Source organism: Herbiconiux flava (assembly GCF_013409865.1).
Taxonomy (GTDB): Bacteria; Actinomycetota; Actinomycetes; order Actinomycetales; family Microbacteriaceae; genus Herbiconiux; species Herbiconiux flava.
The window spans coordinates 3767800-3780749 of the sequence record NZ_JACCBM010000001.1 but is presented as its reverse complement, the minus strand read 5'-3'; the positions used below and the strand labels follow the sequence as shown (position 1 = coordinate 3780749).

Here is a 12950-nt window from a genome sequence, read left to right as displayed (position 1 = left end):
CCCGCGAATACCCCCCTGTATTCAAGCGTGTGAGCCGACGCGAGTGCGCTTCACCGCCACCTTGGCGCCCATCACGGACCGGTAGTGCCCGAGCAGCTCGTCGCAGACCGACGCCCACGAGGTGCCGATCACGGCGCGACGGCCGGCCTCGCCCATCCGGCGCCGGAGCGCCGGGTCGGCCACGAGGGAGCCCACGCGCATCCGCAGATCGCGCGGGTCGTCGGGGTCGAAGAGGTAGCCGTCCTCGCCGTGCCGCACGAGGTCGATCGGGCCGCCGGCCGCCGGGGCGACCACCGGGAGTCCCGCGGCGTGCGCCTCCTGCAGGGTCTGGCCGAAGGTCTCCTCGGTGCCGGTGTGCACGAAGGCGTCGAAGGCGGCGTAGGCGTCGGCGAGGTCGGCGCCCGAGAGCCGGCCGAGGAAGGTCGCCGGCATCCCGTGCAGCAGGTGGCGGATGCGCTGGTCGCTCGGCCCGTCCCCGACGATCGCGAGGTGGAGGCCCGGCATCCCGCGCAGCGCGGCGAGGCGTTCGAGACCCTTCTCGGGCGCGATGCGGCCGACGTAGCCCACCACCGCGTCCTGACCGCCGCGGGAGAGCAGGGCCGAGAGGGCCTGCGCGGTGGGGCGCATCCGGTTGTTCGGGTGGTAGCGCTCGAGGTCGACGCCCCGGCCCCACCGGGCGAGCCGGGGGACGCCCGCCCGCTCGAGGTCGTGCTGCGAGGCGCTCGAGGGCACGAGTGTGCGGTCGGCGCCGTCGTGGATCCACTTCACCACCCGCCAGGCGAGCTTCGACGCCGATCCCAGCCGGTTGCGCCGCGCGTAGCCCGCGACGTCCGTCTGGAAGACGGCCACCGAGGGGATGCCCAGCCGGTTCGCCGAGGCGATGCCCTGGGCGCCCAGCAGGAACGGGGACGCCGCGTGCAGCACGTCCGGCTCGAAACCGGCGATCAGCCGGGCGACCTGGACGCTCGGCATCCCCACCGGGAACTGCCGGTACGCCACCGCCGGCACCTCGTGCACGCGGAAGCCCTTGTAGTGAGAGGGGGAGCCGGCGGCCGGCGCGATGACGATCGCGTCGTGACCGTTCGCCGCGAGATGGTCGAGCACCTTGCAGACGCTGTTCGTGACTCCGTTGACGGTGGGGAGAAAGCTCTCGCTGATGATCGCAACTCGCATGACATGCCTCCGCAGTGCCGTGGGGCCGACCGGCCACGTCGCCGACGCTACGGAGGGCAGGTGGACCGCCGGTGTCGCGGCAGTGGCCTCCCCGTGGCCCCGGGGTGAGCATCCGATGGCCCCTCCCGGCCGCTGTATAGGCTGTGCCTCATGAACTCATCGTCACCAGCGCTCGACCGGCTCTACAGCGTGATCCCCGCCGGCGGGATCGGCTCACGGCTCTGGCCCCTGTCGCGGGCGGACGCCCCCAAGTTCCTGCACGATCTGAGCGGCTCGGGCCAGAGCCTCCTGCGCGACACGTGGGACCGCCTGGCGCCGCTCTCGGGGGAGCAGCGCATCATGGTCGTCACCGGCCGCGCGCACCGCGCCGCCGTCGAGGAGCAGCTGCCGACCCTGGAGGACAGCAACGTGGTGCTCGAGTCGGAGCCGCGCGACTCGACCGCCGCCATCTGCCTCGCCGCCGCCATCCTCGAGAAGCGGGAGCCGGGCGTCATCATCGGCTCGTTCGCCGCCGACCACGTCATCACGAACCCGCAGCGCTTCCGCGCCGCCGTCGCGCAGGCCGTGCAGGTGGCCGACGCCGGCTACATCGCCACCATCGGCATCACCCCCACCGACCCGGCCGTCGGCTTCGGCTACATCCGCTGCCTCGGCTCGCTCGAGATCGAGGGGGCGCCGGCTGCACTCAAGGTCGACCACTTCGTCGAGAAGCCCGATCTGCCGACCGCCAAGCGGTACCTGAAGGCGGGCAACTACCTGTGGAACGCCGGCATGTTCATCGCCAGGGCCGACAAGCTGCTCGAGCACCTGGGCGCATCCGAGCCCGAGCTGCTCGCGGGCGTGCTCGAGCTCGCCGAGGCCTGGGACACCCCGCGCCGTGGCGAGGTCGTCGACCGGGTCTGGCCGACGCTGAAGAAGATCGCCATCGACTACTCGGTCGCCGAGCCGGCCGCCGCCGCCGGTGCGCTCGCCGTCATCCCGAGCGACTTCGACTGGGACGACGTGGGCGACTTCGCCTCGATCGCCAAGCTGCACAGCTCGGGCCGGGGCACCGATCTCGCCATCCTCGGCAAGAACGCCCGCGTGCTGGCCGACTCGTCCAGCGGCATCGTCGTGTCGCAGTCCAAGCGCGTGATCAGCCTGATCGGCGTGCGCGACATCGTCGTCGTCGACACCCCGGATGCGCTGCTGGTGACCACCAGCGAGCACGCCCAGCGGGTCAAGTCGGTCGTCGACGCGCTCCGGGCCGGCGGCTCCGGCGACGTGCTCTGACCTTCCCTCCCACCCGGTGCCCTAGGAGTCCGACCATGAGAACCACAGCCCTCGTCCGCACCGGCGTCGTCGCCGGCGTGCTCGCCCTCGCCCTCGCCGGCTGCGCCGAGGCGCCGTCCTCGACCGGCGGCGGCACCTCGACCGCCGCGTCGAGCGACTACTGCGCCCGCATGGTCACGAACTCGGGCGGCCTCGACGACCGCTCCTTCAACCAGTCCAGCTGGGAGGGCCTCGAGAAGGCCCAGCAGGAGTACGGCATCGACGCCCAGGTGCTCGTCTCCACCGGCGAGACCGATCTCGCGCCCAACGTGACCCAGGCGGTTCAGAGCGGATGCGCGTTCGTGCTCACCGTGGGCTACGAGCTCGCCGACGCCACCCTCGCCGAGGCGGGCGGCAGCCCGGACACCCACTTCGCCATCGTCGACGAGACCGTCGACGCCCCGAACGTGAAGCCGATCCTGTTCGACACCGCACAGGCGTCGTACCTGGCGGGCTACCTCGCCGCCGGCGTCTCGAAGACCGGCAAGGTCGCGACCTTCGGCGGCGGCAACCAGCCGCCGGTCACCCTGTTCATGGACGGTTTCGTCGACGGCGTCGCGAAGTACAACGAGGTGCACGGCACGCAGGTGCAGGCGCTCGGCTGGGACAAGGCGTCGCAGGACGGCGTCTTCACCGGCGACTTCGAGGACATCAACAAGGGCAAGACCGTCACCCAGGGCTTCATCGACCAGGGCGCCGACGTGATCCTCCCCGTGGCCGGCCAGGTCGGCGAGGGGGCCGCCTCGGCCGCCTCGGAGGCGGGCGGCGTCTCACTCATCTGGGTCGACAACGACGGCTACGACACCCTGCCGGCCGAGTACAAGCCGATCCTGCTCACCAGCGTGCTGAAGAACACCGGCGACGCCGTGGTCGAGATCGTCGGCGACGACATCGACGGCGACTTCAGCCCGGAGCCGTTCGTCGGCACGCTCGAGAACGGGGGAGTGGCGCTCGCGCCCTTCCACGACCTCGAGTCGTCGGTGCCCGCCGAGCTGGCCGCCGAGATCGACGATCTGAAAGCCCAGATCGTGGCCGGAACCGTCGTCGTCGACTCCCCGTCGGCCCCCTGACGCCCGGGCAGCGCCGCCGCTGCGTCTCAGCGGCGGGCCCTGGACATTTCGGGGACATTTCGGCGTGATCGCGGCTTTGTAACGCTTGCGCCCCGAACATGCGGTTGCCCCTGTCGGGGCCCGTGACTTTCGGTAACGTGTAGTCCCACACAGCCCCTGCGCGTCTTGGCAGGGCAGCATCTTGGAGGACATCTTGAGCATCAACCTGCGCCGCGCCGGAGTGGCCGGCTTCGCCACGCTGGGCGTGGCAGCCCTTCTCGCCGGCTGCGCGTCCGCTCCGTCGGACACCGCATCGACGTCGGGCGGCGACGCCGCCAGCGACTTCATCCCCTGCATGGTCTCCGACTCGGGCGGGTTCGACGACAAGTCGTTCAACCAGGCCGGCTACGAGGGCATCACCGAGGCGGCCGACAAGCTCGGCGTCGAGCCCGTCACCGTCGAGTCCGCGGCCGACACCGACTTCGCGCCGAACATCGACAACCTCATCTCGCAGGACTGCAACCTGATCATCTCGGTCGGCTTCCTCCTCGCCGACGCCACCAAGGCCGCCGCCGAGGCGAACCCCGACACCCAGTTCTCGATCATCGACGACTCCTCGATCGACGCCGACAACGTCAAGCCGATCGTCTTCGACACCGCGCAGGCCGCGTTCCTCGCCGGCTACGCCTCGGCGAGCTACTCGAAGACCGGCACCGTCGGCACCTTCGGTGGCCTGCAGATCCCGTCGGTCACCATCTTCATGGACGGCTTCGTCGACGGCGTGAACTACTACAACGAGCAGAAGGGCACCTCCGTCAAGGCCATCGGCTGGGACGTCGCGGGCCAGACCGGCTCGTTCACCGGTGGCTTCGCCGCCGGTGTCGAGGCCAAGACGGCGGCGCAGGGTCTGATCGACCAGAACGCCGACGTCATCCTGCCCGTGGGTGGCCCGATCTTCCTCTCCGCCGGTGAGGCGATCCGCGACTCCGGCAAGGAGGTCGCCCTGGTAGGTGTCGACTCCGACAACTACGAGACGGCTCCCGACCTGAAGGACCTCTTCCTCACCTCGGTGCTGAAGGGCGTCAAGGCCGGTGTGGTCGACGTGGTCGACACCGCCGCCGCCGGCGACTTCGACGCCACCCCGTTCGTGGGCACGCTCGAGAACCAGGGCGTGGACATCGCTCCGTTCCACGACTTCGAGAGCAAGGTCTCGCCCGACCTGCAGGGTGAGCTCGACACCATCAAGGAGAGCATCATCAACGGCTCCATCGAGGTCGAGTCGCCCTCGACCCCGGCGTCGGCCGAGTAGCTCCTCCGCGTTCTCCGAACGCGACCCGGTCGGGGGGACCAGCACGCTGGTCCCCCCGACCGCTCCACTTAACGGATGCCCTTCGGGGAGTAGGTAGATTGATTCCATGAAGCTCGAACTCCGGGGCATCACGAAACGTTTCGGTGCCCTCACTGCCAACGACCACATCGACCTCACGGTCGAGCCGGGCGAGATCCACTGCCTCCTCGGAGAGAACGGCGCCGGCAAGTCCACCCTGATGAACGTGCTCTACGGCCTCTACCAGGCCGACGAGGGCGAGATCGTGCTCGACGACGTGGTCCAGCACTTCTCCGGCCCGGGCGACGCGATGGGCGCCGGCATCGGCATGGTGCACCAGCACTTCATGCTCATCCCCGTCTTCACCGTCGCCGAGAACGTCATGCTCGGCCACGAGCAGACCGGTTTCGCCGGCCGGCTCGACCTCGCCGCCGCCCGCAAGCGCGTGCGCGAGATCAGCGACCGCTTCGGCTTCGACGTCGATCCGGATGCGCTGGTCGACGACCTGCCCGTCGGCGTGCAGCAGCGCGTCGAGATCATCAAGGCGCTCTCCCGCGACGCGAAGGTGCTCGTGTTCGACGAGCCCACCGCCGTGCTCACCCCGCAGGAGACCGACGAGCTGATGCAGATCATGCGTCTGCTGAAAGAGCGCGGCACCTCCATCGTCTTCATCACCCACAAGCTGCGTGAGGTGCGCGAGGTCGCCGACCGCATCACGGTCATCCGCCTCGGCAAGGTCGTCGGCGAGGCCTCGCCCACCGCGACGAACGCCGAGCTCGCCTCGCTGATGGTCGGCCGCGCGGTCGAGCTGACCGTGCACAAAGACCCCGCGACCCCCGGGGCCCCGGCGCTCGTGGTCGAGAACCTCTCGGTGGTCGACCCCCGCGGCCAGGTCGTCGTCGACAAGGTCTCGTTCGACGTCAAGGCGGGCGAGATCCTCGCCATCGCCGGCGTTCAGGGCAACGGCCAGACCGAGCTGACCGAGGCGCTCCTCGGCCTGCAGGACAGGGTGACCGGCGACGTCTCGCTCGACGGCCGGAGCCTCCGCGGCATGAGCGTGCGCAAGGTGCTCGACTCCGGCGTCGGCTTCGTGCCGGAGGACCGCAAGGAGGACGGGCTCGTCGGCGAGTTCACCATCGCCGAGAACCTCATGCTCGACCGCTCGGAGGGCGAGCCCTTCGTCAAGGCGGGCGGGCTGCAGCTGAACTACCTGCGCACCTTCGCGGAAGAGAAGTCGAAGGAGTTCGACGTGCGCTCGCAGGGCATCGACACCGAGGTCGGACGCCTCTCCGGCGGAAACCAGCAGAAGGTGGTGCTCGCCCGCGAGCTCAGCCGCGACCTGCGCCTGTTCGTGGCCGCCCAGCCCACCCGGGGCATCGACGTCGGCTCGATCGAGTTCGTGCACAAGCGCATCGTCGCCACCCGCGACGAGGGCATCCCCGTCATCGTCGTCTCGACCGAGCTCGACGAGGTCGTCGCGCTCGCCGACCGCATCGCCGTGATGTACCGTGGCTCGATCGTCGGCATCGTGCCGGGCACCACCTCGCGTGACGTGCTCGGCCTCATGATGGCGGGCGAGGTCCCCGCCGACATCACCGTGGAAGGAACCGCCGCGTGAGCGACACCACCCTGTCCAAGCCCGCCCCGGCGGCGGAGCCGCCCTCGCGCTGGCGCACCACCTTCAACGAGATCATCGGCGGCAGCGTGATGATCTCGATCCTCGCGGTGGTGCTGGCGATGATCGCGGGCGGCATCCTGATCGCCGTCACCGACGAGAACGTGCAGAAGGCCGCGGGATACTTCTTCGCCCGGCCCGGCGACACCTTCGCCGAGATCTGGAAAGCCGTCTCCGGCGCCTACGTCTCGCTGTTCCAGGGGGCGGTGTTCAACCCCAAGCGCGACGACTTCGTGCAGCAGATCAAGCCGCTCACCGAGACGCTCACCTTCGCCACCCCGCTGATCGCGGCCGGCCTCGGCGTCGGCCTCGCCTTCCGCGTCGGCATGTTCAACATCGGTGGCCGCGGGCAGATGCTCATCGCCGCCGCCTGCGCCGGCTGGGTGGGCTTCACCCTGCACCTGCCGTGGGGCCTGCACATGATCGTCGCGGTGATCGCCGGCCTGGTCGGCGGCGGCATCTGGGCGGGCATCGCCGGTCTGCTGAAGGCCCGCACCGGAGCGCACGAGGTGATCATCACGATCATGCTGAACTACGTCGCGTTCTACCTGGTCTCCTACCTGCTGCGCACCCCCGTGCTCCAAGCGCCCGGCTCGAACAACCCGAAGTCGCCGCCGATCGACAGCACCGCGGTGTTCCCCGATCTCCTCGGCCCGCAGTTCAACCTGCACTTCGGCTTCATCCTGGTCATCGTCGCCACCGTCTTCGTCTGGTGGCTGCTGAACCGGTCGTCGCTCGGCTTCAAGTTCCGCGCCGTCGGCATCAACCCCAACGCGGCGCGCGTGGCCGGCATCAACGTCAAGAACATGTACGTCTACGCCATGGTCATCTCCGGTGGCCTGATCGGCCTCGCCGGCGTCTCGCAGGTGCTCGGCACGGTGACCACCGGCTTCAGCTCCGGCATCGACGCGGGCATCGGCTTCGACGCCATCACCGTGGCGCTGCTCGGACGGTCCAAGCCGTGGGGCATCTTCGTGGCGGGCATCCTGTTCGGAGCGTTCAAGGCCGGCGGCTTCGCCATGCAGGCCTCGGAGGGCATCCCGATCGACATCGTGCTCGTCGTGCAGTCTCTGATCGTGCTCTTCATCGCGGCGCCGCCGCTGATCCGTACGGTGTTCCGCCTGCCCGACCCGTCCAAGCCCAAGACGCCGAAGGCCCCCAAGGCCCCGGCTGTTTCGAACCGTGAGGCGGTGACGGCCAAGTGAGCGAGAACGTCTCGACCAACAACCTGGCTTCGACGGCGGGAGCCCCGCCCACCGAGCACAACCACCCCGACACCTCGGGCAAGGCCCTGAACACGGTGCAGGTGAAGAGTTGGAAGGCGCCGATCGCGTTCGGCATCTTCGCCCTCGGCGCGTTGATCCTGTTCGTGGCGTTCGGCCGCGACGGCTCCTCGACGTTCCGGCTCTCGACCGACTCCGACCTGATCCAGCTGCCCGAGGTCGTGCTGCCCACCCGGGCGACCGGCCTCGTCATCTCGATCGCGCTCGTGCTGCTGGCCGCCCTGTCCGCCTGGTTCGTGGCGACCGGGCGGCGGGTGCGCCTCTGGCTCATGGTCGTGTTCGCGGTGCTGTTCCTGATCGCGTTCCTCACCTGGGCCGCGGCGGGCCAGACCATCCCGGTGCCCGGCCTCCTGATCGGCACCGTCTCGCTCAGCGTGCCGCTGATCTTCGGTGCCCTCGGCGGCGTCATCTCCGAGCGTGTCGGTGTCGTCAACGTCGCGATCGAGGGCCAGCTGCTCGCCGGCGCCTTCGTCTCGGCGGTCGTGGCCTCGGTGACGGGCAACCCGTTCATCGGCCTGATCGGTGCGGTCGTCGCCGGCACCCTGGTGTCCTTCGTGCTCGCCGCGTTCTCGATCAAGTACCTGGTCGACCAGGTGATCGTCGGCGTCGTGCTGAACGTGCTGGTCACGGGTCTGACGTCGTTCCTGTACTCGCAGGTGCTGACGGCCGACCCCGATCTGCTGAACTCGCCGCCGCGCTTCGACCGGCTGCCGATCCCGCTGCTGTCCGAGATCCCGGTGCTCGGCCCGACCCTGTTCCGGCAGACCATCGTCGTCTACCTGATGTACATCGCGGTCGCGCTGGTGTTCTACAGCCTCTTCAAGACCAAGTGGGGTCTGCGGGTGCGGGCCGTGGGCGAGCATCCTCAGGCCGCCGACACCGTGGGCATCAAGGTCAACCGCACGCGCTTCTGGAACGTGTCGCTGGCCGGTGCGATCGCGGGCCTCGGCGGGGCGTACTTCACGCTCGGCTCGGTGGGTGCGTTCAACAAGGAGATGACGGCGGGCGCGGGCTTCATCGCCCTCGCGGCGGTGATCTTCGGCAGGTGGGACCCGATCCGGGCGACCCTCGCGGCGCTGCTGTTCGGCTTCGCGTCGAACCTGCAGAACGTGCTCGGCATCATCGGTTCGCCGGTGCCGTCGGAGTTCATGTTGATGCTGCCCTACGTGGTCACGATCTTCGCGGTCGCCGGCCTGGTCGGGCGCGTACGGGGGCCGGCGGCCTCCGGCAAGCCGTACGTCAGCTCGTGAGTCCGTTGGTCGTGAGCTCGATGGTCGTGAGTTCGTTGTTCCCGAGGAGATTCTGATGACGGATGCCCGAAGCGAGATCGACTGGGACGCCCTGCGCGCCGTCGCCCTCGAGGCGATGGAGAAGGCCTACGTGCCGTACTCGAAGTTTCCCGTCGGGGTCGCCGCGATCGTCGACGACGGCCGGGTGATCTCGGGCTGCAACGTCGAGAACGCGTCCTACGGCCTGACGCTCTGCGCCGAGTGCACCCTGGTCTCGACGCTGCACATGACGGGCGGCGGCAAGCTCGTCGCCTTCACCTGCGTCGACGGGCACGGTGGCGCGCTGATGCCGTGCGGCCGCTGCCGCCAGCTGCTCTTCGAGCACTCGGCCGAGGGGATGCTGCTCGAGACGGTCTCGGGCATCAAGACGATCGACGAGGTCATCCCCGACGCCTTCGGGCCGCGCACCCTCGTCGAGTACCGCGAAGAGTCGCTCGCCGAGTAGCGGTCTCCGCACGCGCGGCGGAGTGCCGAGCATCCGAGTTAGGAATCACCATGGCCACCGAAGCCCACGACGTCGTCGATCTGATCCGCACCAAGCGCGACCGGGGAACGCTCTCCACCGCGCAGATCGACTGGCTGATCGACGCGTACACCCGCGGCTACGTGGCCGACGAGCAGATGTCGGCACTGGCGATGGCGATCCTGCTGAACGGCATGTCGCGGGACGAGATCCGCGACCTCACCCTGGCGATGATCGCCTCGGGCGAGCGGATGGACTTCTCGGGGCTCGGCAAGCCGACGGTCGACAAGCACTCGACCGGGGGAGTGGGCGACAAGATCACGCTTCCGCTGATGCCGCTGGTCGCGAGTTTCGGGGTGGCGGTGCCGCAGCTCTCGGGCCGCGGGCTCGGGCACACGGGGGGCACGCTCGACAAGCTCGAGTCGATCCCGGGCTGGCGGGCGTCCCTGTCGAACGAGGAGATGTTCGATCAGCTGCGCGACGTGGGCGGGGTCATCTGCGCCGCGGGGTCGGGTCTCGCCCCGGCGGACAAGAAGCTCTACGCCCTGCGGGACATCACGGGCACGGTCGAGGCCATCCCGCTGATCGCCTCGTCGATCATGTCGAAGAAGATCGCCGAGGGCACCGATTCGCTCGTGCTCGACGTGAAGTTCGGCTCGGGTGCCTTCATGCAGGACATCGCCCGCTCCCGGGAGCTCGCGCAGACCATGGTCGACCTCGGCAACGACGCCGGGGTGCGCACCACTGCGCTGCTCACGAACATGAACGTGCCGCTCGGTCTCGCGATCGGCAACGCGAACGAGGTGCGCGAGTCGGTCGAGGTGCTCGCCGGGGGAGGGCCTGCCGACGTGGTCGAGCTCACTCTCGCCCTGGCGTCGGAGATGCTCCGGCTCGCCGGGCAGCCCGACGCCGATGTGGCCGAGGCGCTCCGCGACGGCCGGGCCATGGACACCTGGAACCGGGTGATCCGTGCCCAGGGTGGCGACCCGACGGCGCCGCTCCCCGTGGCCCGCGAGACCACCACGGTCTCGGCTCCCCGCTCGGGTGTTGTGCTGCGTCAGGATGCTCTGCCCTTCGGCATCGCCGCATGGCGTCTCGGCGCCGGCCGGGCCCGGGCTCAGGATGCGGTGCAGCACGCTGCCGGGATCGACCTCCTGGTGAAGCCGGGTGACACGGTCGTTGAGGGCCAGCCGATCTTCACCCTCTCGGCCGACGAGCCGTCGCGGTTCGCCCGGGCACTGGAATCGCTGGAGGGTGCGTGGGAGATCGGGGACGCGTCCGACTACGTCGCCGGCGACCCGCTCGTGGCCGAACGCATCGGCTGATCCGCGTGTTTCCGCGGAAGTTCGGCCCGACACGCCCGGGCGTTCACCGGGATTTGGCCTCCGCGAAACATCGCCGTAATGTTCTTACTCGTCACCCCACAGGTGCGGAAAGCGGAAGAGCTTACCGGCCTCAAGCGGGACATCAATCCTCCATCTGAGACTGCTCTCTTGAAGAGCGAGAATCAGAGGCGTAGGATTAAACCCCTTCCACGAGCAAGCGGCGCGTCGATTTGACAGCCTCACTTCTGGTGCTAGGGTAGAGAAGTTGCCTGGAGCGGCGGCCTGAGAGGGTTCGGCTCTGGTGTATCCGATCCTTGAGAACTCAACAGCGTGCACAATGTCAAATGCCAAAAACCCCAGGTGACTTCGGTCACTGGGATTCCTTTGGAAAACATTTAAACAACAAAGCAAGTCAGTAATGATTTGTTCTGTCAGTTTCAAACTCGTGTGACCAGGGCCTATTCCGGCCGGGTTGCACAATCTAATGTGCCGGCCTTCGGGTCGTGCAATAAAACATTTACGGAGAGTTTGATCCTGGCTCAGGACGAACGCTGGCGGCGTGCTTAACACATGCAAGTCGAACGGTGAAGCAGAGCTTGCTCTGTGGATCAGTGGCGAACGGGTGAGTAACACGTGAGTAACCTGCCCTTGACTCTGGGATAAGCGTTGGAAACGACGTCTAATACCGGATACGAGCTGAGACCGCATGGTCATCAGTTGGAAAGATTTTTTGGTCAAGGATGGACTCGCGGCCTATCAGCTTGTTGGTGAGGTAATGGCTCACCAAGGCGACGACGGGTAGCCGGCCTGAGAGGGTGACCGGCCACACTGGGACTGAGACACGGCCCAGACTCCTACGGGAGGCAGCAGTGGGGAATATTGCACAATGGGCGCAAGCCTGATGCAGCAACGCCGCGTGAGGGATGACGGCCTTCGGGTTGTAAACCTCTTTTAGTAGGGAAGAAGCGAAAGTGACGGTACCTGCAGAAAAAGCACCGGCTAACTACGTGCCAGCAGCCGCGGTAATACGTAGGGTGCAAGCGTTGTCCGGAATTATTGGGCGTAAAGAGCTCGTAGGCGGTTTGTCGCGTCTGCTGTGAAAACTGGAGGCTCAACCTCCAGCCTGCAGTGGGTACGGGCAGACTAGAGTGCGGTAGGGGAGATTGGAATTCCTGGTGTAGCGGTGGAATGCGCAGATATCAGGAGGAACACCGATGGCGAAGGCAGATCTCTGGGCCGTAACTGACGCTGAGGAGCGAAAGCGTGGGGAGCGAACAGGATTAGATACCCTGGTAGTCCACGCCGTAAACGTTGGGAACTAGATGTGGGGGCCATTCCACGGTCTCCGTGTCGCAGCTAACGCATTAAGTTCCCCGCCTGGGGAGTACGGCCGCAAGGCTAAAACTCAAAGGAATTGACGGGGGCCCGCACAAGCGGCGGAGCATGCGGATTAATTCGATGCAACGCGAAGAACCTTACCAAGGCTTGACATATACGAGAACGGGCCAGAAATGGTCAACTCTTTGGACACTCGTAAACAGGTGGTGCATGGTTGTCGTCAGCTCGTGTCGTGAGATGTTGGGTTAAGTCCCGCAACGAGCGCAACCCTCGTTCTATGTTGCCAGCACGTCATGGTGGGAACTCATAGGAGACTGCCGGGGTCAACTCGGAGGAAGGTGGGGATGACGTCAAATCATCATGCCCCTTATGTCTTGGGCTTCACGCATGCTACAATGGCCGGTACAAAGGGCTGCAATACCGTAAGGTGGAGCGAATCCCAAAAAGCCGGTCTCAGTTCGGATTGAGGTCTGCAACTCGACCTCATGAAGTCGGAGTCGCTAGTAATCGTGAATCAGCAACGTCACGGTGAATACGTTCCCGGGCCTTGTACACACCGCCCGTCAAGTCATGAAAGTCGGTAACACCCAACGCCAGTGGCCTAACCCCTTGTGGGAGGGAGCTGTCTAAGGTGGGATCGGTGATTAGGACTAAGTCGTAACAAGGTAGCCGTACCGGAAGGTGCGGCTGGATCACCTCCTTTCTAAGGAGCAACTG

Annotated in this window: 9 protein-coding genes and 1 rRNA gene; 9 read left to right on the top strand and 1 reads right to left on the bottom strand. The window is 67.3% G+C overall.

The genetic code is table 11. The features are described 5' to 3' along the window. Window positions 1-21 precede the first annotated feature (21 nt). The gene (locus BJ984_RS18035; protein WP_179549181.1) at window positions 22-1173 is read right to left on the bottom strand and encodes a glycosyltransferase family 4 protein; all 1152 of its coding nucleotides are present in this window, start codon (window positions 1171-1173) and stop codon (window positions 22-24) included. Between the two features lie 150 nt (window positions 1174-1323). On the opposite strand from BJ984_RS18035, the gene BJ984_RS18030 reads away from it, so the two are divergent. From BJ984_RS18030 to BJ984_RS17990, 9 genes are all read left to right on the top strand, one after another. After that, window positions 1324-2445 (top strand): mannose-1-phosphate guanylyltransferase, encoded by a 1122-nt coding sequence (locus BJ984_RS18030; RefSeq protein WP_173182847.1) that lies wholly within the window; start codon window positions 1324-1326, stop codon window positions 2443-2445. Window positions 2446-2480: 35 nt separating this feature from the next. Next, window positions 2481-3554, top strand: coding sequence for a BMP family lipoprotein (locus tag BJ984_RS18025; protein ID WP_173182848.1), 1074 nt, complete (start codon window positions 2481-2483; stop codon window positions 3552-3554). A 193-nt stretch (window positions 3555-3747) separates the two neighbouring features. Beyond that, window positions 3748-4842, top strand: a complete 1095-nt coding sequence (locus BJ984_RS18020; RefSeq protein ID WP_173182849.1) for a BMP family lipoprotein — start codon at window positions 3748-3750, stop codon at window positions 4840-4842. A gap of 106 nt (window positions 4843-4948) precedes the next feature. After that, window positions 4949-6478 carry an ABC transporter ATP-binding protein gene (locus tag BJ984_RS18015; RefSeq protein ID WP_173182850.1) on the top strand — a complete coding sequence of 510 codons (1530 nt, stop codon included), beginning with the start codon at window positions 4949-4951 and terminating at the stop codon, window positions 6476-6478. Next, entirely contained in the window at window positions 6475-7740 is a 1266-nt protein-coding gene (locus BJ984_RS18010) for an ABC transporter permease (RefSeq protein WP_373877379.1), read from the top strand. The genes BJ984_RS18015 and BJ984_RS18010 overlap by 4 nt, the downstream gene beginning before the upstream one ends. 86 nt (window positions 7741-7826) lie before the next feature. Continuing rightward, window positions 7827-9068 (top strand): ABC transporter permease, encoded by a 1242-nt coding sequence (locus BJ984_RS18005; protein ID WP_246306870.1) that lies wholly within the window; start codon window positions 7827-7829, stop codon window positions 9066-9068. Window positions 9069-9123: 55 nt separating this feature from the next. Next, window positions 9124-9552: a cytidine deaminase gene (locus BJ984_RS18000; RefSeq protein WP_179549180.1), complete on the top strand. Its 429-nt coding sequence runs from the start codon at window positions 9124-9126 to the stop codon at window positions 9550-9552. A gap of 50 nt (window positions 9553-9602) precedes the next feature. Next, window positions 9603-10895 (top strand): thymidine phosphorylase, encoded by a 1293-nt coding sequence (locus BJ984_RS17995; RefSeq protein ID WP_179549179.1) that lies wholly within the window; start codon window positions 9603-9605, stop codon window positions 10893-10895. 516 nt (window positions 10896-11411) lie between these two features. Further along, window positions 11412-12936, top strand: a 16S ribosomal RNA gene (locus tag BJ984_RS17990). Window positions 12937-12950 lie beyond the last annotated feature (14 nt).

Coding starts and splice junctions, on each gene's coding strand:
- BJ984_RS18035 (WP_179549181.1), bottom strand. CDS start 1,173: ATGCGAGTTGCGATCATCAGCGAGAGCTTTCTCCCCACCGTCAACGGA.
- BJ984_RS18030 (WP_173182847.1), top strand. CDS start 1,324: ATGAACTCATCGTCACCAGCGCTCGACCGGCTCTACAGCGTGATCCCC.
- BJ984_RS18025 (WP_173182848.1), top strand. CDS start 2,481: ATGAGAACCACAGCCCTCGTCCGCACCGGCGTCGTCGCCGGCGTGCTC.
- BJ984_RS18015 (WP_173182850.1), top strand. CDS start 4,949: ATGAAGCTCGAACTCCGGGGCATCACGAAACGTTTCGGTGCCCTCACT.
- BJ984_RS18000 (WP_179549180.1), top strand. CDS start 9,124: ATGACGGATGCCCGAAGCGAGATCGACTGGGACGCCCTGCGCGCCGTC.
- BJ984_RS17995 (WP_179549179.1), top strand. CDS start 9,603: ATGGCCACCGAAGCCCACGACGTCGTCGATCTGATCCGCACCAAGCGC.